Here is a 21,742-nt window from a genome sequence, read left to right as displayed (position 1 = left end):
GAGTCATTGCGTCATCACCACGACGATGGCTGTGAGGGCGAGCTGGGCCAGGGCGATCGGCACGAGCCACACCCAGGCCAGCCGCTGCAGCTGGTCTTCTCTCATGCGCGGCCACGACACGCGCAGCCAGATGACGACCACGGCGACGGCGAAACCCTTGAGCAGGGTCCAGAGCCAGCCCAGCCCGTCGGCGTGCCAGCCCGCCGGCCCGCCGAGGTAGAGCACCGCGAACAGCAGCGACATGACGACGATGCCCGCGTACTCGGCGAGCAGGAAGAAGGCGAACCGCAGGCCGGTGTACTCGGTGAAGGCGCCGAAGACGATCTCGGAGTCGGCCACCGGCATGTCGAAGGGCGGCCGTTGCAGCTCGGCGAGCGCCGAGACGAGGAAGACGAACCCGCCCGGAAGCTGCCAGAGCAGCCACCAGGGGTTCCAGGCGGCGGTGATGCCGATCAGTGACAGGGTGCCGGCGGCCAGCGCTACCGAGGCGACGGCCAGCACCATCGGCAGCTCGTAGCTCACGAGCTGCGCCCCGGCCCGCATGGCCCCGAGCAGCGAGTACTTGTTCGCCGAGGCCCACCCGGCCATCAGCGTGCCGATGATGCCGACCCCGATCACGGCCAGCACGAACAGGGCGCTGGCGTCGACGTCGGCCCCGACCACGGTGGGCGAGAGCGGGATGACCGCGAGCGCCACGAGGTAGGGCACGAGGGCCACCGCAGGCGCGAGGCGGAAGACCCACCGGTCAGCCCGGGCCGGGGTGACGTCCTCCTTCTGCACGAACTTCACGCCGTCGGCCACCAGCTGGGCCCAGCCGTGGAAGCCGCCGGCGTACATCGGGCCCAGCCGCCCCTGCATGTGCGCCATCACCTTGTGCTCGGTCTGGCCGACGAGCAGGGGCAGCACGAGAAAAGCCGCCAGCACGGCGACCGCACGCAGCACCACCTCGAGCCAGGGGTCGATGGTGAGGGTGAGGTCGAACGGCAGGCTGAGCCCGGTCATCGCGGCCCCCAGTCGGGGCTGGGCACACCCGGCGCCTGCACGCGGCGCCGGCCCGGCGCTTTGGTGCTCTCGTGGCCCTCGCCGGGCTCCTTGGCGCCGGGCCAGGCCTTCGAGGCGCGGGCGGCCAGCATGAACGACTTGCGCAGGGGCGTGCCCTCGAACCCGTCGGGGAGCAGCAGGGGTCGCAGGCCGAGGCCGGTGCCGTCGTCGAACCCGTCGAAGTCGATGCCGAACATCTCGTGCGTCTCGCGCTCGTGCCAGGCGGCGCCCGCGAAGACCCCGGTCAGTGACGGCACCGCTGCGCCGTCGGCGGCGCGGGTTCGCAGCAGCACCGAACGCAGCCCGCGCCCGTCGGCCGGCACACCGACGTCGATCAGGTGGCACACGAGGTCGAAACCGGCATCCGCCTCGGCGTCGGTCTGGTCGACGGCGCTCAGCCAGTCGAAGAAGGTGAAGCCGTCCTCGCGCACGGCCAGCACGGTGGCACTCCACTCACCGAACGGCACCTCGCGCACGTCGGTCACCTTCACGCCCGACCACCGTCACGGGGGGCGGATGCCGTTCCGCCCGAACGCGCTTCACGTCTTGGGCTGGGCTTGCCGACCAGCGGTCGACGCAGGTCGCCCGCGTCTCCGACTCGGGTTCCGGCGTACTTGCGGCGCAGCTTCTGGGTCGAGAGCCGTTCGTTCGCGATCTGCTCCTGGAGACGGATGATGCCGTGCAACAGCGCCTCCGGCCGCGGCGGGCAGCCGGGCACGTACACGTCGACCGGCACGATCTGGTCGACCCCCTTGGTGACGGAGTAGCTGTCCCAGTAGGGCCCGCCCGAGTTCGAGCACGCGCCGAACGAGATGACGTACTTCGGCTCGGGCATCTGGTCGTAGAGGCGCCGGATCGCCGGGGCCATCTTGTCGGTGACGGTGCCCGACACGACCATCAGGTCGGCCTGGCGCGGGCCGGGAGCGAACGGGATCACGCCGAGACGGATGAAGTCGTGCCGACCCATCGAGGCGGCGATGAACTCGATGGCACAGCAGGCGAGGCCGAAGTTGAAGACCCACAGGGAGTAGCGCCGCCCCCAGTTGAGCACCACCCGGATCGGTTTGGGGGCGTGCTCTGCGACGACGCCCATGCTCGCGTCGGGGTCGACGGGCCTCAGTACGGGAAGCGGGAGGTCAACCGCGCGCCCGCTGGTGCTCCCCGGGCCGGATGCCGTCATCACACCCACCTCAGCAGTCCGCGGCGGGCGGCGTGTCCCAGACCGAGCAGGATGACGCCGATGAAGATCGCCATCTCGACGAGGCTGGCCGAGCCGATCTCGGGCGAACGGAGCACCAGGGCCCACGGGAAGAGGTAGACGGCGTCGACGGCGAAGATCACGTAGAGAAAGGCAAAGACGAAGTAGCGCACCTTGGTCTGAGCCCAGCCCTCACCCACAGGGTCGACGCCCGACTCGTACGTGGTCGCCTTCATGGCGGTGGGGGCGCGCGGCGCGAGCAGGCGGCGCACGGTCATGGCGGCCACGAAAAGGAGTACTCCGGCTGCGAGCACTGCTGTGATCGTCACGTAGCCGGACATGCGGGCCAGCCTAGTCAGTCGGGCCCGGGAGCAGGGTGGAAGGGCGCGGTGACGAGGGCCGGGTCGGCGACGACGAGCTGGACGACCGGCATCCAGACCGCGGTGGTGTGCGGACGCCAGCCACCCCCGGCCGCCGGTCCGACCCCTGAAGGCGGACGTGCCGGCGAGGCACCGTGCAGCCGCCGGGCCCGGGCTGAGAAGTGCCTTCGTGCGGAACAACCGTCTGCCTCACGCCAGGCGGGTGCCTACACGAGCGGTTGGACAGGCCGCGCGCTCCGGGGCGGTCGCCCGCCAGCCTCGTCGAGCCCTCCCCCTTCGAAGCAGCTGCGTGTCCACGACGTGACAGCCTCCACGAGTCGAGCCCAGACACGGAATACCATGGAAATTGCTCGCGTTGCGAGGTATGAGGCAGAGAATCGGCAGTGAATCGTCGATCGCGCCTCACATCGGCAACTCGTCGGCAACACAGTGAATCGGTCGGAAGTTCGAGGGCGTCGCATCGCATGAGCACCAAACTGGTCCAGCAGCTCGATCGCGTGGTCATCCGCTTCGCCGGCGACTCCGGCGACGGCATGCAGCTCACCGGCGACCGGTTCACCTCAGAGACGGCACTGCTCGGCAACGACCTCTCCACGCTGCCCAACTTCCCGGCCGAGATCCGGGCGCCCCAGGGCACGCTGCCTGGCGTGTCGAGCTTCCAGCTGCACTTCGCCGACCACAGCGTGCTCACGCCCGGCGATGCCCCCGACGTGCTCGTCGCGATGAACCCCGCCGCCCTCAAGGCGAACCTGAGCGACCTGCCCCGCGGCGCGACGATCATCGTCAACACCGACGAGTTCAGCAAGCGCAACCTCTCGAAGGTGGGCTACACGATCAGCCCGCTCGACGACGGGTCGCTCGAGTCGTGGCACGTGCACCCGGTGGCCCTCACCTCGATCGCTGTCGAGTCGCTGGCTGCGTTCACCGAGCTGAGCCGTAAGGAGAAGGAACGCGCGAAGAACATGTTCGCGCTCGGGCTGCTCTCGTGGCTCTACACCCGTCCGACCGACGGCACTGAGGCCTTCCTCAAGAGCAAGTTCGCCGACAAGCCCGACATCCTCGAGGCCAACCTGACCGCGTTGCGGGCCGGCTTCAACTACGGCGAGACCACCGAGGACTTCTCCGTCTCCTACGAGGTGGCACCGGCGACGATGGATGCCGGCACCTACCGCAACGTCACCGGCAACGTGGCGCTCTCGCTCGGCCTGGTCGCCGCCGCGCACCGCGCCGGCCTCCCCCTGTTCCTCGGCAGCTACCCGATCACCCCGGCATCCGACATCCTGCACACCCTCGCCGGGCTCAAGCGCTACGGCGTCGCGACGATGCAGGCCGAAGACGAGATTGCTGGGGTAGGGGCGGCCCTGGGAGCCAGCTTCGGCGGCGCCCTCGGCGTGACCACCACCTCCGGCCCGGGTCTCGCGCTCAAGGCCGAGACGATCGGCCTGGCCGTGTCGCTCGAGCTGCCGCTCGTCGTCTGCGACATCCAGCGCGGCGGGCCCTCCACCGGTCTGCCCACCAAGACCGAGCAGGCCGACCTGCTCCAGGCGCTCTTCGGGCGCAACGGCGAGTCCCCGGTCGCCGTGGTGGCGCCCTCGACCCCCTCCGACTGCTTCGACATCGCCGTCGAGGCGGTGCGCATCGCGACGACCTACCGCACGCCGGTGATCGTGCTCTCCGACGGCTACCTGGCCAACGGCTCCGAGCCGTGGAAGCTGCCGAAGACGAGCGAGCTGCCCGACATCACCGTCGAGTTCGCGACCGAGCCGAACGGGGTCGACGCCAAGGGAGCCCCGGTGTTCCACCCCTACCTGCGTGACCCCGACACCCTCGCGCGACCGTGGGCCATCCCCGGCACCCCCGGCCTCGAGCACCGCGTGGGCGGCATCGAGAAGGCCGACATCACCGGCAACATCTCGTACGACCCCGACAACCACGACCACATGACCAGGCTGCGTCAGGCCAAGATCGACGGCATCGCCGACACCATCGCGCCGCTCTCGGTCGACGACCCGACCGGTGACGCCGAGGTGCTCGTGCTCGGCTGGGGCTCAACCTACGGCCCCATCGCCGCCGCGGTGCGGGTGGCTCGGGCCAGCGGCGTGAAGGTGGCACAGGCTCACCTGCGCCACCTCAACCCGTTCCCGGCCAACACGGGCGAGGTGCTGCGCGCCTACGAGCGCGTCATCGTTCCCGAGATGAACCTCGGCCAGCTCGCGATGCTGCTGCGGGCGAAGTACCTCGTCGACGTCGAGTCGCACACCTCCGTGCGCGGCCTGCCCTTCCAGTCGGGCGAGCTGGCCGACGTCATCACCGCCGCCGTGACGTCCGTATCGAACGAGCCCCTGAAGGAGTCCGCCACATGACCACCGAACTGGGGATGCCGCTGCGCTCACCAGACGCCCATGGCACAGCGGGCATCAATAGCCTCACCGGAACAGCGGGTGTGCCGCGGCTCGGCGACGACGTCACCCTGACGAAGAGGGACTTCACCTCCGACCAGGAGGTGCGCTGGTGCCCCGGCTGCGGTGACTACGTGATTCTGGCCGCCGTGCAGGGCTTCCTGCCCGAGCTCGGGCTCAAACGCGAGAACATCGTGTTCGTCTCGGGAATCGGGTGCAGCTCGCGCTTCCCGTACTACCTCGACACCTACGGGATGCACTCGATCCACGGCCGGGCCCCCGCGATCGCCACCGGCCTCGCCTCGACCCGGCCCGACCTCTCGGTGTGGGTCATCACCGGCGACGGCGACGCCCTGTCCATCGGGGGCAACCACCTGATCCACGCCCTGCGCCGCAACGTCAACCTCAAGATCTTGTTGTTCAACAACGAGATCTACGGCCTGACGAAGGGCCAGTACTCCCCCACCTCGCACGTCGGGCAGGTTACGAAAAGCTCACCGCTCGGGTCGGTCGACCGGCCGTTCAACCCCGTCTCCCTCGCGCTGGGCGCCGAGGCCACCTTCGTGGCGCGCACCATGGACTCCGACCGCCAACACCTGACGGGCGTGCTTCGCGCCGCCGCTGAGCACCGCGGCTCGGCGCTCGTCGAGATCTACCAGAACTGCCCGATCTTCAACGACGGGGTGTTCGACGTGCTGAAGGACCGCACTGAGGCCGCCGCCCGCATCCTGCACCTCGTCGACGGTGAGCAGGTGGGCGCCGGCGAGAACGTCGTCGTGCGCGACGACCGGGGTTTGCTCTCGTTCGTGCCGCGAGCAGAGGCCGACCCGACCCGGATCGTGGTGCACGACCCAGGCGCCGACGACCCCTCTGCTGCTTTCGCGCTCTCTCGGCTCGACAGCCCCGACCTGGGCCACGTGCCGATGGGCGTGTTCCGCGACGTGCAACGCCCAACCTACGACGACGGGCTCCGCGAACAGATCGCGGCGTCACGCACCGGCACGGTCACGGACGCCGACATCGACGCCCTGCTCGCCGGGAGGGACACCTGGACCGTGGGAGCGTGACCGCCCGCCACACGCTGGCGTCGGCCACCGCCTCGGCATCAGGTGCGCCAGGTGCGCCAGGTGCGCCATCGAACGAGGTGGGCAAGGGCACACTGTTCGGGTTCGCCGCTTACGGCCTGTGGGGCCTCTTCCCGCTCTACTTCGACGCCCTGAAGCCGGCCGGTGCCTGGGAGATCCTGGCCCACCGCATCCTGTGGACCCTGCTCTTCTGCGCGATCGTGCTCGTCTTTCGCCGGGACTTCGCGTGGGTCCGGCCGATGTTGCGGCGCCCGAAGCTGATCGCCGGCATCACGGTCGCCGCGATCTTCCTGGCCGTCAACTGGACCGTCTACGTGGCGGCCGTGACCTCGGGCAACACCAGCGACGCCGCCCTCGGCTACTTCCTCAACCCCCTCGTCACCGTCGCGCTGGGGGTGGTCGTGCTCGGCGAACGGCTGCGCGTGCTGCAGTGGGCCGCCGTCGGCGTCGGCGTCATCGCCGGCGTCTACCTCGGCGTCGTGGGCGGCAAGGTGCCCGTGGTCGCCCTGACCCTCGCCATCTCGTTCGCGACCTACGGCCTGATCAAGAAGAAGGTCGGCGCCACCCTCGAGGCGCTGCACGGGCTCACCATCGAAACCGTCGTGCTGGCCCCGGTCGCCGTGGTCGTGCTCGTCGTGGTCAACCACACCGGCGGTCTCGCCTTCGGCCAGCACGGAGGCGTGCACACGGCGCTGCTGGTGGGCTCGGGCATCGCCACGGCGATCCCCCTGCTCTGTTTCGCGGCCGCCGCTCGCCGCATCCCCCTCGTCACCATCGGGTTGCTCCAGTTCATCACCCCGGTCATGCAGCTGCTCTGCGCCGTGCTCTTCCTGGGTGAGCACATGCCGCGCGAGCGCTGGATCGGCTTCGGCATCGTGTGGGTCGCGCTGGTCGTGCTGACCGTCGACTCTCTCGTCGGGGTGCGGGCCTCCCGACGCGCCGCCGTGCCGGTCGAAGGCTGCCCCCGCTGACCCAGCCCGACCGTCAGCACCTGACTCGAGCAGCGTAGGCCGCCCATCCCCGGGGGATGCTCCCACCTGAGATCGGATGCCGCTCGAGCCCGACCGGGTCCGAATGCGGCATCTGCGGCATCTGCGGGGTTCGCACGCAGACGTTCGCATCGAGTATTCGCGATTCCCACGCGGCCAGGGTCGCTGCGAACCTATGGTTCGCACCAGATGGGGTTGCCAACGACGGCAGCTTACGGTATACGACCGAAAAGTCGGGAAGTCGGTAGCGATGAGGGTTTTGCGCGATATAGGAGTAGGTGTCACATCCGTTGCCATGGCGCTTGGAGGTGCCCTCCTCGTGACCCCGGTGGCCCAGGCTGCGCAACCAGGGGTGGGCCAACCGGTTCCACAGCACACGACGCTCGCGCCGCAGACCCCCCGCAAGGACACGCCACGCATCAGCTCCGGTGAGATCTTCGACATGGCCTACATCGGCAACCGGGTCTTCATCGCCGGCACCTTCACGTCCTTGCAGAACACGACGGGCAACGGTGCGGTCGTCAACCAGAAGTCGCTGGCGGCCTACAACCTCGACACCGGCCTGATCGACACCTCCTTCCGCCCCACCATCGCCGGCGGCCAGGTCAACACGGTCGAGGTGTCACCCGACGGCACGAAGCTCTACATCGCCGGTGCGTTCAAGACGATCAACGGTGTGAGCAAGAAGAACATCGCGCTGCTCAACCCCACGACCGGTGCGCCGGTCACCTCCTTCACCGCCACCCCGAACTCCTCGGTCGACGCCCTCGCGGCGACCAACTCCACGCTGTACGTCGGTGGGCGGTTCAAGACGATCAACAACGTGCCCATGGTCGGACTGGCCGCCGTCAACGGCGCAACCGGCGCCGTCGACACCGGCTTCAACAACCAGCTGAGCGGCGGCATCGGCGTCAACGGCACCCTCACCGTGCACATGCTCAAGCTGACGCACGACAACGCCAAGCTGCTCGTCGTGCACACGGCTCGGCAGATCGCGGGCCAGGACCGCTACGGCGTCGGTCTCATCGACACCGCGACCAAGTCGCTGCTGCCCTGGCGGACCCGGCTGTGGGACGAGAACCTGCCGTTCGTCGGCGGGATCCAACGCCTCTACGGCGGCGACATCGCCCCCAACGACCAGTACTTCGTCGTGTCCAGTGCCGATGGCGGCGACCGTCCCCCGATCAGCGACACCGCGGTGGCCTTCCCCATCGCCGGCGGCGACATGACGCAGCCGCTGTGGGTGCAGCGCTCGTTCGACTCGATCTACTCGGTCGCCATCACCGAGCAGGCCGTCTACATCGGCGGACACTTCAACTGGAACGAGTCGCCGACCTCGCCCGACCCCTGGCCGGGTCTGGACAACGTGGGCTACGGCAACGGTCAGGGCCTCTCCGGCTACGCCCTCGGTGACGCCGTCGTTCGGCGCGACCACCTCGGCGCCCTCGACCCGGCCACCGGCAAGGCGGTCGAGTGGAACCCCGGCTCCAACTCCTTCGAGGGCAACAAGGCCATGCTGGCCACGCCCAACGGCATCCTCACCGGCGGTGACGGCATGCTCCAGGGCGGGCTGAAGACCGGTCGGGTCGCCTTCTTCGACCTCCGGACCCTTCCGGCGGCGACCCCGACCGACACGACGGTCACCGAGCCGATCCAGGGAAGGGTGTTCACGGCGGGGCAGTCCGTCACGATCACCGGTACCGCCAAGTCGGCCTCGGCGATCAAGCGGGTCCAGGTGGAGATCCAGGACCGGAGCTCCAAGCAGTTCCTCCAGGACGACCTGGTCACCTGGCGCTCGACCAACAACAACGTCTACGCCACCCTCGGCACCCCCTCCGGTGGAGTGACCCCGTGGTCGGTGACGTTGACCTTCACCGGCAGCCGTCAGCTGCAGGTCATGGCCAAGGCGTTCGGAACCAACGGTACGAGCGACCCGGTCAAGGACGTCAAGAAGTTCGAGACCTTCAGCTTCGACGACCAGACCCCGACGACCTCGGTCACCGGTCCGTCCGGCTCGATCATCAGCTCCACGAGCTTCACGGTCACCGGTAGCGCCCAGGACGACCACGGTGTGCGGCGCATCTCGATGTGGATCCGCGACGAGAACCTCAACTACCTTCAGGCGGACGGCACCCTGTCGTCGAACTTCGCCAGCTTCAGCATCGACCCCGACACCGCAGACGCGACGAGCACCACGTGGCGCTACGACGTGACGGTCCCCCACGAGGGCGTATGGCGAGTGGCCGCCACGGCCATCGACACCGCCGGGCAGCAGGACCTGCGCAGCGGTATCCGGGACTTCAACGTCACGAGCTCGGGTGTGGCACCGACGGTGACGATCACCTCGCCGGTGGCACAGACGCCGCCGACCAGCGCGTTCCCGGTGACCGTGACGCCCGGCGGCACGATGACCTTCGCCGGCACGGCGAGCGACGACCAGCAGCTCAAGAGCGTCGAGATCTCGTTGCGCAACAGCACAACTGGTGAGGCGCTCGCGTCTGACGGAACCTGGGGCCGCGACGTGGTCGCAGGCAACTTCCGAGTCTCTCCGGTCAACCTCAACGCGGCCACCTACAACTGGAGCTGGACGACGCCGTTCACGTTGAAACCGGGTACCTACAGCTTCAGTGTCCGCGCTACCGACAACCTCGACCTGAGCACGTCCGGCAGCAACCAGGGCCGCCTCACGATCACCGCCCAGGTGGACGGCGACGCGTTCCCGAACGGACTGCTGGACTTCACCGGCACCGACCAGTCCCTGGAGGCCCTCCACCTCGACCTCTCCGGCACTGCGACCGACGACGTGGGCGTCAGCGCCGTCAAGGTCTCGCTCCAGGACAGCGAGACCCGGCGGTACGTCCAGCCCAACGGCACGATGGCGGCGAACTTCGCCACCCTCAACGCGAACCTCGCCACGCCCGGCGGCACCAGCACGACGTGGACGCTGCCGGTCGACCTTCCGGCCTCCGGCAACTTCGGCGTCACGGCCTACGCCGTCGACACCGTCGGCCAGCAGGACCAGTCGACGAGCGGCGCCACCGCGCGCTACCTCGTGTTCCCCGGCGACGCGGACCCCTACCTCAGCGACACGCTCCGGCAGCCCGTCGAGGGGTCGTCGTTCACCGACGGCCGGATCTTCGTCAGCGGACGCGCCTTCGACGACGTGGCGATGGCCCGGCTCGATGTGGGGATCTCCAACAGCCTCGGTCAGTTCATGAACAGCTCCGGCTCGTTCAGCACCGGTGAGCGCTACGTCACGGCGTTCCTCACCAGCCCGGGGACCCCCGGCTCGCAGTACTCGTTCACCTCGCCGGTGCTGCCGGCCGGCTCCTACAAGGTGCGCGTGCGGCCGGTCGACAACCACGGCCAGTACCCGCTGGTCAACCCCGACGTCAACGTGACGGTCACCCAGCCGAGCAACCAGCCGCCGGTGGCCAGCGCCACGGGCTCCTGCTCGGCGAACGTCTGCTCGTTCGACGCTCGCGGCTCGACCGACGAGAACGTCTCGACACTGACGTACTCGTGGAACTACGGCAACGGGCGCACCGGCTCCGGGCCGCTGCCCACGTACTCGTACTCGACGCCGGGCGCCTTCACGGTGACCCTCACCGTCAAGGACGAGTACAACGCCACGGCGACGACGACCCTGCCGGTCACCATCACCGAACCGGCCGGCAACCAGGCGCCGACCGCCGTCATCTCCCCGCCGAACTGCCAGGCGCTCGTGTGCAACTTCAGCGGCGCGACCTCGGCAGACCCCAACACCGGTGACACCTTCACCTACGCTTGGGACTTCGGTGACCTCACCGCGCAGAGCACCTCCTCGGCGCCCAACCACACGTACGCCGCGAGCGGCACCTACACGGTGACGCTCACGACGACCGACGGCTGGGGCAAGTTCTCGACGAGCACGAAGACGGTGACGGTGGGCTGAGTGGGCTGAGTGGGCTGACTTAGTCAGGGGCCTTGCGGATCGTAGAAGCTCGTCGATCCGCAGGGCCCCTGCTCGCGTCTGTGCCGTCACGGAGCAGGCGACGGTTCTGACGGCATCGGGCCACTCCCGCCGATGTGGTCTGGGCCACGGCACCCGGACACAGCGATAACGCTTCCCCGTTTCACGGCCTCCGACTGCCCCATGCCCGAGGTGATCCTGGCCGGCGCCGCGAGGCATGATGGGGGCATGAGCGAGCAAGCCGCGTCGGCGCAGCCCCAGTTCCGTACCGAGCACGACTCGATGGGTGAGGTGCAGGTTCCCGCCGCAGCCCTGTGGGGGGCCCAGACCGCCCGGGCGGTCGAGAACTTCCCCATCAGCGGGATGCCGGTGCCGCCCGGCGTCGTGCATGCGCTGGCTCGGCTCAAGGCCGCCGCGGCCGAGGTCAACAGCGAGCTGGGGGTGGTCGCGCCCGACCTGGCGCGGGCCATCGCCGCCGCCGCCTCAGAGGTGGCCGACGGCGAGCACGACGACCAGTTCCCGATCGACGTGTTCCAGACCGGGTCCGGCACCTCGACGAACATGAACGTCAACGAGGTCGTGGCCCGGCTCGCCCACCTCGCCACCGACCTGCAGGTGCACCCCAACGACCACGTCAATGCCGGCCAGTCGAGCAACGACACCTTCCCCAGCGCCCTGCGCATCGCGGCCACCCTGGCCGCCCTCGACGACCTCGCCCCGGCCCTCGACCACCTGGCCGGGTCGCTGGCGAGCAAGCAGACCGAGTTCGCCGACGTCGTCAAGGCCGGGCGTACCCACCTGATGGATGCCGTACCGGTGACCCTCGGTCAGGAGTTCGGCGGCTACCGTCGACAGGTCGAGCTGGGCGCAGCCCGCGTGCGGGCCGCCGCCGACGCCACCCGCGAGCTACCTCTCGGCGGTACCGCGGCCGGTACCGGGCTCAATGCCGCCCCGGGGTTCGCGGCGGCGGTCATCGCGAAGGTCTCATCGGTGACCGGCACCGACTTCCGCGAGGCGAGCGACCACTTCGAGGCGCAGTCGGCCCAGGATGCCGTGGTCGAGCTCTCGGGCGCGATCAAGGTGGTGGCTGTGAGCCTGACCAAGATCTGCAACGACCTGCGCTGGATGAGCTCCGGCCCTCGCACCGGGCTCGGCGAGATCCACCTTCCCGACCTGCAGCCCGGGTCGAGCATCATGCCGGGCAAGGTCAACCCCGTGATCGCCGAGGCAACCCTGATGGCCTGCGCCCAGGTGATCGGCAACGACGTCACCATCACCACGGCCGGCGCGGCCGGCAACTTCGAGCTCAACGTCATGCTGCCGGTGCTGGCCAAGAACGTGCTCGAGTCGATCACCCTGCTCGCATCGTGCGCACGGCTGCTGGCCGACCGCTGCGTCGACGGCATCACGGCCGAGGTCGACCACGCGCGTGAGCTGGCCGAGAGCTCACCGAGCATCGTCACCCCGCTCAACCGCTACATCGGATACGAGGCGGCCTCCGCGGTCGTGAAACAGGCGGTCAAGGAGCGACGCACCATCCGCGAGGTCGTCATCGAGCACGGTCACCTCGAGAGCGGAGCCCTCACCGAGCAACAGCTCGACGAGGCCCTCGACGTGCTCTCGATGACGCGGCCGGCAGGCTGAAAACCACCGGCCGACCGGGGCTGAGGCCCTCCACGGGCATCAGGAACCAGTGCCGGCGCACACACACCACCCGCACATGCTCGAACGGACCGTCGGTGCTCTCGAGCACGCTCCGGTCCTGAATCTCGGCTGGTGCCCCGCACTCGGGACACTGCGTCAGGTCGATCATGATGCCCTCCTTCGTGACTACTGCTGCACCTAGGAGGGCGGCCTCGGCCCGCTGATACGGTCCATTGCCGCCGGCGTGGGCAGAGGCGGCGGGTCAGGGGCCCAGAACGCGGCGCAGGTAGGGGTTGTCGAACCGTCGCTGCGGGTCGACCCAGTCGCGCACCGCCACGAAGGCGTCGAAACGTGGGTAGGCGGCCTGCAGGTAGGCGGCATCCCGGGTGTGGATCTTGCCCCAGTGCGGCCGACCATGATGGTTGGTCGCGATCGCCTCGAACGCGGCGAAGTAGTCGCGGCGCACCTGGCGGTGGTACTGGTGGATGGCCACGTAACAGCTCTCGCGTTCATGAGCGGTCGAGAGCCACACGTCGTCAGCGGCCGCCACCCGGCACTCGACCGGGAAGGAGATCCGCTCGTCGTGGGTGTCGACCCAGTCGCGCAGCTCGAGCAGCACGTCGCGCAGAGCGTGCCGGGGAAAGGACCACTCCGACTCCACGAACCGCACCTTGCGGGACGACACGAACACCTGATGCGACCGTTCGGTGAACTGCCTCGCGCTCAGTGCCCGAGCGGCGACGGCGTTGATGCCCTTGGTCGTTCGCGGCAGACTGGTCGCAACCCGGTTGGTCAGCTCGAACACCCTGTTGCTCAGCAGATCGTCGTCGAGACGGCGTCGCCACGCTTTCCGGGGAACCGCCGCCGTGCCCGCAGCAACCCGGTTGTTCCGCTTCGTCAGGGCGCGGTCGGTGTGCGGGAACCAGTAGAACTCGAAGTGGTCGTTGGCCTCGGCGATCTCGTCGAGGTGACCGAGCAGCTCGCTCATCGGCTCGGGTCTCTCGACGGCGTGGAGCAGGAAGGCGGGCACCACCGCCACCGTCAGCTCGGTCACGACGCCAAGGGCTCCGAGCCCCAACCGGGCAGCCTGGAACAGGTCGGGTTCGACCGTCTCCGAGCACTCGACGACCGAACCGTCGGCCAGCACGATCCGCAGGCCCCGGATTCCCGCCGAGAGGCCGGGTAGCCCGAGCCCGGTGCCGTGCGTTCCGGTGGCCGTTGCCCCGGCCAGACTCTGCTCGTCGATGTCACCCAGGTTGGGCAACGCCAGGCCGAGCTGCTCGAGCTCGTCGCTGAGCACCCGCAACGGCGTGCCGGCCCGCACGGTGACCTCGCCGCGCGTGGGGTCGATGGTCGTGACACCCGACAACGCACCGAGCTCAAGCCCCACCCCGTCGGTGACCGCCACCCCCGTGAACGAGTGGCCGGCCCCGATCGCCTTGACCCGTCGGCCTTGCCGACCCGCCTGCCGCACCGCCGCCACCACCTCCGCCTCGGTGCGCACGCGCGCCAGACTCGCGAGCCGGGCCCGTTCGGTGCCGGCCCAGTTGCTCCAGTCGACCCCACGACTCTGCTCAGCCAAAGCACTGTCCTTCACCGCGATAGGTGGACGCGGTTCCGACGACCTCGTCACCGCGCAGCAGGGCGAAGTCGGTGAACCGTTCGGCCAGCTCGCCGGCCTTGGCGTGGCGGAACCAGACCCGGTCGCCGAGCGACAGCTGGTCGCCGGCCCTGCCCCGCAGCGGGGTCTGCACCTCGCCGGTTCCCTCGGTCTTGGTCAGGGCGAGGCCCTGACCGTCGACCGGTGTGGCCACCCGGGACCATCCGGGTGGGCCGGAGGCGACATAGCCACCGCCGTAGGTCGTGACCACGCCTTCGGCGGGTCGACGCACGACCGGCGTCGCGAAGAAGGCGGCCGGCACGAGGTCAAGGCCGTCGTAGCCGTCGAAGAGGGTTGGGGCATAGAGGCCCGAACCCGCAGCCAGCTCGGTCAGCGACGGGTCCTTTCCGGTGACCTCGAGGCTGCCGGTGCCGCCCCCGTTGACGAAGTCGAGCCGGGTGAGTGCCCGCGCTGCGCTGACCACCTGCGTGCGTCGGTCGCGAAGATCTCGGTCAGACCAGGCCTTCACCCGACGCACGGCGATCGACGAGTCGGGCAGCCCGGCGATCTGGGCGTCGTAGAACATCAACCCGACCACGTGCAGGCCACGTTCGAGCGCTCGTCTGATGACGGTCTCGACCTCGCCGGGTGTTCGCGTCGGTGAGCGGCGCACGCCGAGATGGGCCCCGGCAACGCGCAACGAGGCATCGACGTCGACCGCGACCCGCAGACCCTCATGGCCCGCGACCTCGCGAGCAAGGAAGTCGACGTGTTCGACGCTGTCGATCATCACCGTCACAGCGGTCGTCAGGGCGTGGTCACCGGCCAGAGTCGTGAGCGCCGCGACGTCGACACTCGGGTAGGCCACCATGATGTTGTCGTGCCCCGACCGGGCCCACCAGAGGGCCTCGCGCACCGAGTAGCACATCAACCCCTCGAAACCCGCACGGCCCAAGGCTCGCTCGATGAGAGGGCGGCTGCGCAGCGACTTGGTGGCCACCCGGATCGGATGGCCGTGCGCTCGCCCGACCAACGTGTCGGCGTTGCGGTCGAAGGCATCGAGGTCGACCACGGCCAGGGGTGCCGGCAGCAGGGCCGTGGCCCTGTTGAGACGACCCGCCACCGACCCGGTGGCGCCAGAGGACATGTTCCGCACCTTACGCATGCTCCGCGTCAGGTCAACCAGTGCGTTGCACGACCGACAGGGCCAGGCTGCGCAGCGCGGCCTTGGCGTCACTGTCGGGAAGGGGGTCCAGCAGGGCCTGGGCTTCGCGGGCCACCCCTTCGGTCTCCTCGGTGGCCAGGGTGAAGGCGCGGTGGGAGCGGAGCAGCGACAGGGCCTCGGCGAGGCCGTCATCGTCGTCACTGAGGTCGCTGCCCAGCAGCTCGAGCAGGCGGGCGTCCGCCGGCACCGACGGGTCGGCGATCTGCTTGGCCCGCAGCACCACGAGCGTGTCGACACCCTCACGCAGGTCGGTTCCCGGCTCCTTGCCCATCTCTTCGGCGTCTGAGGACACGTCGATGAGGTCGTCAGCCAGCTGGAAGGCGATGCCGACCTTCTCGCCGTAGCCACGCAGGATCTCGACGGTCTGCGGCGAGGCTCCGCTGAACATGGTGCCGTAGCGGCCGGCGGTCGAGATGAGCACGCCCGTCTTGTCGGCCAGCACGTCGAGGTAGTAGTCGACCGGGTCCACGCCCTCCGGGCACGGCCGGTCATCGCGGATCTGGCCCGAGCACAGCCGCACGAACGCCTGCGCCTGGATGAGCACCGCCTCGGCTCCGAGACCCGCCACCAGTTCGGACGCCTTGCCGAAGAGCAGGTCGCCCACCAGGATCGCCGTCGAGTTGTCGTAGGCCCGGTTGACCGAGACGACCCCTCGACGAACGCTTGCCTCGTCCATGACGTCGTCGTGGTAGAGCGAGGCAAGGTGGGTCAGCTCGACACCGGCGGCAGCACGCACGACCTGCTCGTTGATGCCTTCACCGACCTCCGCGGCCAGCAGGGTGAGCAACGGACGGAACCGTTTGCCTCCCGCTTCCACGAGGTGGGCCGACGCTCCGGCGATGAAGGGGTCGTCGTGGTCGACGACCTCCCGCAGCAGCGCGTCGACCTGGCCCAGCCCGTCCTGTAGCCGCGCCGTCAGCCGCGGGCTGGCCCCGGGCACGGCCAGAACGGCCGGAGTGGCGTGCGTCGTCATCGAGTACCTGGGCCGGCGTGCGTCAACGCACGAACTGGGAGGCCCGGTCGGCGAGGTCGAGCAGAGCCGACGGCACCACCCCGAGCGCGAGGGTGATCACGGTGCCGATGGCGATGGAGAACGTGGTGGTGACCGAAGGAACCACCACCTCGACCGCGTTGGCGGCGTCTCCGGTGTCGCCGGGTGGGTCACCGAAGTACATCAGCACGATGACGCGAGCGTAGACGAACACGGTGATGGCACTGCACAGCACACCGACGACCACCAGTACCGTGCCGGTGGCCCCTCCGGTTCCGACCGCAGCCGAGAACACCGCGAACTTCGCCATGAAGCCCGAGGTGGCCGGAATACCCGCGAAGGCGAGCATCAGGAAGGCGAACGCCCCCGCCACGAGCGGGTAGCGCTTGCCCAGTCCCGCCCACTGCGACAGGTGGGTGGCCTCACCGCCGTTCTGGCGGACCAGGGAGATGATGGCGAAGGCGGCGATGATCGCGAAGCCGTAGGTGGCCACGTAGAAGAGCACCGCCCCGACGCCCTTGCTGTCGAAGGCGAGCACCCCGACCAGCACGAAGCCTGCGTGGGCGATCGAGGAGTAGGCCAGCAGTCGCTTCATGTCGGTCTGCGTCACCGACAGCACCGACCCGACGACCATGGTGAGCAGGGCGATGACCACCAGGGCATTGGTCCATTCCCACCGCCCGGTGTCGAGACCCACGTACGCCAGACGAAGGATGGCGCCGAAGGCTGCGGCCTTGGTGCAGGCCGCCATGAACCCCGTCACGGGGGTCGGGGCGCCCTGGTAGACGTCTGGAGTCCACGCGTGGAAGGGAACGGCCGCCACCTTGAAGAGCAGCCCCACGAAGACGAGGAACGCCCCCGGAACGAGTAGACCGTTCATCTCGATCGGGCCCGTCGAGATCGCCTTGCTGATGTCGCCGAGCACGAAGGAGCCGGAGTAGCCGTAGAGCAGCGCGCTGCCGAACAGGAAGAACGCCGAGCTGAACGCTCCGAGGAGGAAGTACTTGAGCGACGCCTCCTGCGACAGCAGTCGCCGCCGGCGGGCCAGACCGCTGAGGATGTAGAGCGGAAGCGAGAGTACCTCGAGAGCGACGAACATGCCGATGAGGTCGTTGGTCGTGGGAAAGAGGATCATCCCGAAGATCGCGAACATCGTCAGCGGGAACACCTCGGAGGTGAGGGCGCCCGCCCGGGAGGCGTTCGTCTCGAACGGCGACCCCGGCGTCGAGGCACCACTCGGGGTGAACGCATCGGGCCCGACACCGCCGAGACGCTCGGCCATCGTCAGCACGCCGAGCACTCCGAGCAGCAGGATCGTGCCCTGCATGAACAGCGCCGGGCCGTCGATGGCGAGTGCGAAGAGGCGACGGTCACTGGCTCCGTCGGTGATCCCCATGGTCAGGCCCTGATGTTTCGCGGCCACGATGACGGCCACGAACGCGGCGAGCAGCCCGACGACTGCGAGACCGGCCTGCACCATGTGACGTCGGTCTCGAGGAACGAACGCCTCGACGAGCACCCCGACGATGGCCACGCCGAAGACGATCAGCAGCGGCAGGATCGCCAGATAGTCGATGGTCGACTGCTGAAAGACAGCCGGCAACCCCTGCGGGGCAACGGAAGTCACTTCGAGCTCCCTTCGGCCGCGGCGTTGCCGGCGGCAGGCGTGAGCACGTGCGACAGCGACTTGTCGACGGCCGGGTTGATGGGGTTCAGGGCCAGGTTCGGGTAGAAGCCGAGTACGAGGATGACCGCGATGAGCGGGGTCGCCAGCAGCTTCTCGCGCGTTGAGAGGTCGCGCACCAGTGACCGGCGGGCATGCTCGGGCTGCGCCTGTTCCTCAGCCGTGAGACGGGCCAGAGCCCGTTCACCGATCAGGTCGCCGGGTGGCGGTCCGGTCATGATCTTCTTATACATCAGCAGCATGTAGAGCGCGGCCAGGATGATGCCCGACGTGGCGATCACCGCAGCAGCCGGCCGGGTCGGGAAAGTGCCGACGAGCACAAGGAACTCGGAGACGAAGGTCGAGAGTCCTGGTAGCGCCAGGGCCGACATGGCAGCGATCAGGAAGATGCCGCCGAGGGCGGGCGTGACACTCTGCCAGCCACCGTAGTCGGGGATGCGTTTGCTGCCCCTGCGGTGCACGAGCATGGCCGCGAACAGGAACAGCGCAGCGGTCGAGAAGCCGTGGTTGACCATGTAGAGGGTCGACCCCGCACTGCCGACGTTGGTGAACGCGAAGATGCCCAGCACGATGAAGCCGAAGTGGCTCACCGAGGTGTAGGAGATCAGTCGCATCATGTCGGTCTGCCCGATAGCGAGCAGGGCCCCGTAGATCACGGAGACGACCGCGAGCACCACCACGACCGGGGTGGCCCAGTGGCTCGCCTCGGGGAAGAGCTGCAGGCAGAAGCGGATCATCCCGAAGGTGCCGACCTTGTCGAGCACCCCGACGAGCAACGTGGCCGTCGCTGGGGTCGACTCGGTGGCGGCATCCGGCAGCCAGGTGTGGAACGGCACCATCGGCGCCTTGATGGCGAAGGCGACGAAGAAGCCGACGAAGAGCAGCCGTTCGGTGGTGGGATCCATGGACAGACCGGTCAGACGCTCGATGAGGAAGCCGTCACTGCCACCGGGGCCCTGCAGGTAGAGGGCGATGACCGCAACGAGCATGACGAGCCCGCCGGCCAACGAGAAGAGCAGGAACTTCATGGCGGCGTACTGGCGACGGGCCCCGCCGAAGCGGCCGATCAGGAAGTAGATCGGGATGAGCATCGCCTCGAAGAAGGCGTAGAACAGGAAGACGTCGGTGGCGGCGAACACGCCGACCATGAACGTCTCGAGCACCAGCAGGAGCGCGAAGTAGGTCTTCACGTTACGAGCCCCGCCCGCCTCCGCCGTCTCCTCCTCCACGTCGTTCCAGGCCGCGATCAGGCAGATCGGGGTCAGCACGAGGGACATGAGGATGAGCACGAGCGCGATGCCGTCGACGCCGAGCGAGTAGCTGACGCCGAACTGAGGGATCCAGGAGGCCTGCTCCCCCAGCTGAAACTGCTTGGGCGAGTTGATCTGGAACTGGAGCGCCGCGACGATGCCGACGACGAGCGTGGCCAGCGAGAACCCGAGCGCCAGGCGTTTGGCCATGAGCGCCGAACCCGGGGCGAAGGCGACCACGAGCGAGCCCACGAGGGGGATCAGGCCCATGATCGTCAGCCAGGGGACGGAGGACATTTCGGTCATCAGGAAATCACCCACAGTGCACCGAGGATGGCAACGACACCGGCGAGCATCGTCAGGGCGTACGAGCGTGCGAAACCGTTCTGCAGCTTGCGCAGCCGGGAGGAGCTGCCGCCGATCATGGCCGCGAGGCCGCCGGCCGCGCCGTCGACCCCCTTGCTGTCGGCAAAGACGAGCGATCGGGTCAGGTGGACACCGGGCCGCATGAAGAGTCCCTCGTTGATCTGGTCTTGGTAGAGGTCCTGGCGGGCGGCCTGGGTGACCAGGCTGCCGGTCGGCGCGAGCACAGGAACGTCGTCTCGGATGTAGCGCAGGTACGCCAACCCCACACCGGCCACGATCAGCAGGAGCGTGACCAGCGTAATGATGATGGGCGCCACCACCGGGTGCTCCTCGGCGGTCTCGGCGATACCGAAAGCCGGGTTGAGCCAGCCCGTGATGAAGCCGGTCGGAACGAGCAGAAGACCGAGGAACCCCGAGCCGAGCGAGAGCACCATCATGGGGATCGTCATGGTGAGCGGCGACTCGTGCGGGTGAACGTCGTCGGTCCATCGCTTCTTGCCGAGGAAGGTCATGAAGTAGAGCCGCGACATGTAGAACGCGGTGACACCCGCACCGATGAGGGCGGCCAAGCCGAAGACCCACGGGCGCCAACCCACCCCGATGAAGGCGGCCTCGATGATCTTGTCCTTGGTGAAGAAGCCGGACAGCCCCGGGAAACCGATGATGGCCAGCCAGCCGACCCCGAAGGTGACGGCGGTGATCTTGGTCAATGAGAACAGTCCGCCGAACCGCCGCATGTCGACCTGGTTGTCCATGGCGTGCATGACCGAACCGGCGCCGAGGAACATCCCGGCCTTGAAGAAGCCGTGGGTGAGCAGGTGGGCGATCGCGAAGGCGTAGCCGACCGGGCCGAGCCCGGCCGCCAGCATCATGTACCCGATCTGGCTCATCGTCGAGGCGGCCAGTGCCTTCTTGATGTCGTCCTTGGCGCAGCCGACGATGGCCCCGAAGAGCAGGGTGATGGCGCCCACGATGACCACGACCGTCTGGGCGTCGGGCGTCGCCTCGAAGATCGGGGCCGAGCGCACCACGAGGTAGACACCGGCGGTGACCATGGTCGCCGCGTGGATCAGTGCCGACACCGGTGTCGGGCCGGCCATGGCGTCACCGAGCCAGGCCTGCAGCGGGAACTGCGCCGACTTGCCGCAGGCGGCGAGCAGCAGCATCAGCCCGATGGCGGTCATGAACCCCTGGTTGACACCGTTGACGGCCTCGGCCCCGGCGAAGACGGTCGAGAAGTCGACGCCGCCGAAGTGGAAGAACATGATGAAGATGCCGATCGACAGACCCAGGTCACCGACCCGGTTCATGACGAAGGCCTTGTTACCGGCCGTGGCGAACGCGGGGTTGTAGTGCCAGAAGCCGATGAGCAGGTAGGAGGCAAGCCCGACGCCTTCCCAGCCGACGTAGAGAAGCAGGTAGCTGTCGGCCAGCACGAGCAGCAGCATCGCGGCCACGAAGAGGTTGAGGTAGGCGAAGAACCGCCGCTTGTCGGGGTCGTGCTCCATGTAGCCGAGGGAGTAGACGTGGATCAGCGACCCGACGAAGGTGATGAGCAGCACGAAGACCAGCGAGAGCTGGTCGAGCAGCATGCCGGCGCTGACGTTGAACGAGCCTCCGGCCACCCAGTCGAACAGGTGCACGCTCTTGGGTCGGTCGCCGTCGTCGCGGCCGAGCATCCCGATGAACAGGATCGCCCCGACCAGGAAGGCGCCCCACGAGAGCGCCGTAGCGAGCAGCGGCCCGAACTTGTCGGTGCGGCGGCCCCCGAGCAGCAGCACGGCTGCGCCCACGAGGGGCAGCGCGACGAGCAGCCACGCGTACGAGGTGAAACCCGTGGCGGCGTGCGCCTCACCGTCGTGGGTCACGACTCCGGCGGCATACGTGCCCGCCCCGTTGGCCAGTGTGGCCAGTGTCTCCATGCCAGATTGCATGCCC

General features: G+C 68.7%; 15 protein-coding genes. 5 read left to right on the top strand and 10 right to left on the bottom strand.

From position 1 onward, the window contains the following. Positions 1-3 precede the first annotated feature (3 nt). From BA895_RS18405 to BA895_RS18390, 4 genes are all read right to left on the bottom strand, one after another. On the bottom strand, positions 4-1,002 hold the full coding sequence (locus tag BA895_RS18405) for a complex I subunit 1 family protein (RefSeq protein ID WP_070193343.1): 999 nt from the start codon (positions 1,000-1,002) through the stop codon (positions 4-6). Then, positions 999-1,532 (bottom strand): NADH-quinone oxidoreductase subunit C, encoded by a 534-nt coding sequence (locus BA895_RS18400; protein ID WP_070193342.1) that lies wholly within the window; start codon positions 1,530-1,532, stop codon positions 999-1,001. The genes BA895_RS18405 and BA895_RS18400 overlap by 4 nt, the downstream gene beginning before the upstream one ends. Then, the gene (locus BA895_RS18395; RefSeq protein WP_254666565.1) at positions 1,529-2,134 is read right to left on the bottom strand and encodes an NADH-quinone oxidoreductase subunit B; all 606 of its coding nucleotides are present in this window, start codon (positions 2,132-2,134) and stop codon (positions 1,529-1,531) included. Before BA895_RS18395 ends, BA895_RS18400 begins: the two co-directional genes overlap by 4 nt. Before the next feature lie 86 nt (positions 2,135-2,220). Next, positions 2,221-2,580, bottom strand: a complete 360-nt coding sequence (locus tag BA895_RS18390) for an NADH-quinone oxidoreductase subunit A (RefSeq protein ID WP_070193340.1) — start codon at positions 2,578-2,580, stop codon at positions 2,221-2,223. 503 nt (positions 2,581-3,083) lie between these two features. Between BA895_RS18390 and BA895_RS18385 the strand changes: the two genes are divergently transcribed. From BA895_RS18385 to BA895_RS18365, 5 genes are all read left to right on the top strand, one after another. Next, positions 3,084-4,982, top strand: a complete 1,899-nt coding sequence (locus tag BA895_RS18385; RefSeq protein ID WP_070193339.1) for a 2-oxoacid:acceptor oxidoreductase subunit alpha — start codon at positions 3,084-3,086, stop codon at positions 4,980-4,982. Next, positions 4,979-6,085 (top strand): 2-oxoacid:ferredoxin oxidoreductase subunit beta, encoded by a 1,107-nt coding sequence (locus tag BA895_RS18380; protein WP_083283530.1) that lies wholly within the window; start codon positions 4,979-4,981, stop codon positions 6,083-6,085. The genes BA895_RS18385 and BA895_RS18380 overlap by 4 nt, the downstream gene beginning before the upstream one ends. Further along, positions 6,082-7,074: an EamA family transporter RarD gene (gene rarD / locus BA895_RS18375; protein ID WP_371327739.1), complete on the top strand. Its 993-nt coding sequence runs from the start codon at positions 6,082-6,084 to the stop codon at positions 7,072-7,074. Before BA895_RS18380 ends, rarD begins: the two co-directional genes overlap by 4 nt. A 313-nt stretch (positions 7,075-7,387) precedes the next feature. Continuing rightward, entirely contained in the window at positions 7,388-11,026 is a 3,639-nt protein-coding gene (locus BA895_RS18370; RefSeq protein WP_070193338.1) for a PKD domain-containing protein, read from the top strand. A 246-nt stretch (positions 11,027-11,272) separates the two neighbouring features. Next, entirely contained in the window at positions 11,273-12,688 is a 1,416-nt protein-coding gene (locus BA895_RS18365; protein WP_070193505.1) for an aspartate ammonia-lyase, read from the top strand. Positions 12,689-12,950: 262 nt separating this feature from the next. Here BA895_RS18365 and BA895_RS18360 read toward each other — a convergent pair whose 3' ends face one another. Genes BA895_RS18360 through nuoL form a run of 6 tightly spaced genes read right to left on the bottom strand, consistent with a single transcriptional unit; the run spans position 12,951 to position 21,738 of the window. Next, a complete protein-coding gene (locus BA895_RS18360; RefSeq protein ID WP_070193337.1) occupies positions 12,951-14,270 on the bottom strand; it encodes a D-arabinono-1,4-lactone oxidase in 1,320 nt (439 codons plus the stop codon). Further along, positions 14,263-15,435 carry an alanine racemase gene (locus BA895_RS18355; protein WP_070193504.1) on the bottom strand — a complete coding sequence of 391 codons (1,173 nt, stop codon included), beginning with the start codon at positions 15,433-15,435 and terminating at the stop codon, positions 14,263-14,265. The genes BA895_RS18360 and BA895_RS18355 overlap by 8 nt, the downstream gene beginning before the upstream one ends. Positions 15,436-15,466: 31 nt before the next feature. Beyond that, complete coding sequence (locus BA895_RS18350; protein WP_070193336.1) at positions 15,467-16,486, bottom strand: polyprenyl synthetase family protein; 1,020 nt, start codon at positions 16,484-16,486, stop codon at positions 15,467-15,469. 22 nt (positions 16,487-16,508) lie between these two features. Continuing rightward, positions 16,509-18,131 (bottom strand): NADH-quinone oxidoreductase subunit NuoN, encoded by a 1,623-nt coding sequence (gene nuoN, locus BA895_RS18345; protein WP_070193335.1) that lies wholly within the window; start codon positions 18,129-18,131, stop codon positions 16,509-16,511. Beyond that, positions 18,128-19,735: an NADH-quinone oxidoreductase subunit M gene (locus BA895_RS18340; protein ID WP_070193503.1), complete on the bottom strand. Its 1,608-nt coding sequence runs from the start codon at positions 19,733-19,735 to the stop codon at positions 18,128-18,130. The genes nuoN and BA895_RS18340 overlap by 4 nt, the downstream gene beginning before the upstream one ends. Positions 19,736-19,743: 8 nt before the next feature. Then, on the bottom strand, positions 19,744-21,738 hold the full coding sequence (gene nuoL / locus BA895_RS18335) for an NADH-quinone oxidoreductase subunit L (protein WP_083283528.1): 1,995 nt from the start codon (positions 21,736-21,738) through the stop codon (positions 19,744-19,746). Positions 21,739-21,742: the final 4 nt, after the last annotated feature.

Origin of the sequence: Humibacillus sp. DSM 29435 (assembly GCF_001758225.1) — a bacterium.
GTDB lineage: Bacteria > Actinomycetota > Actinomycetes > Actinomycetales > Dermatophilaceae > DSM-29435.
This window is presented reverse-complemented; position numbering and strand designations above follow the sequence as displayed.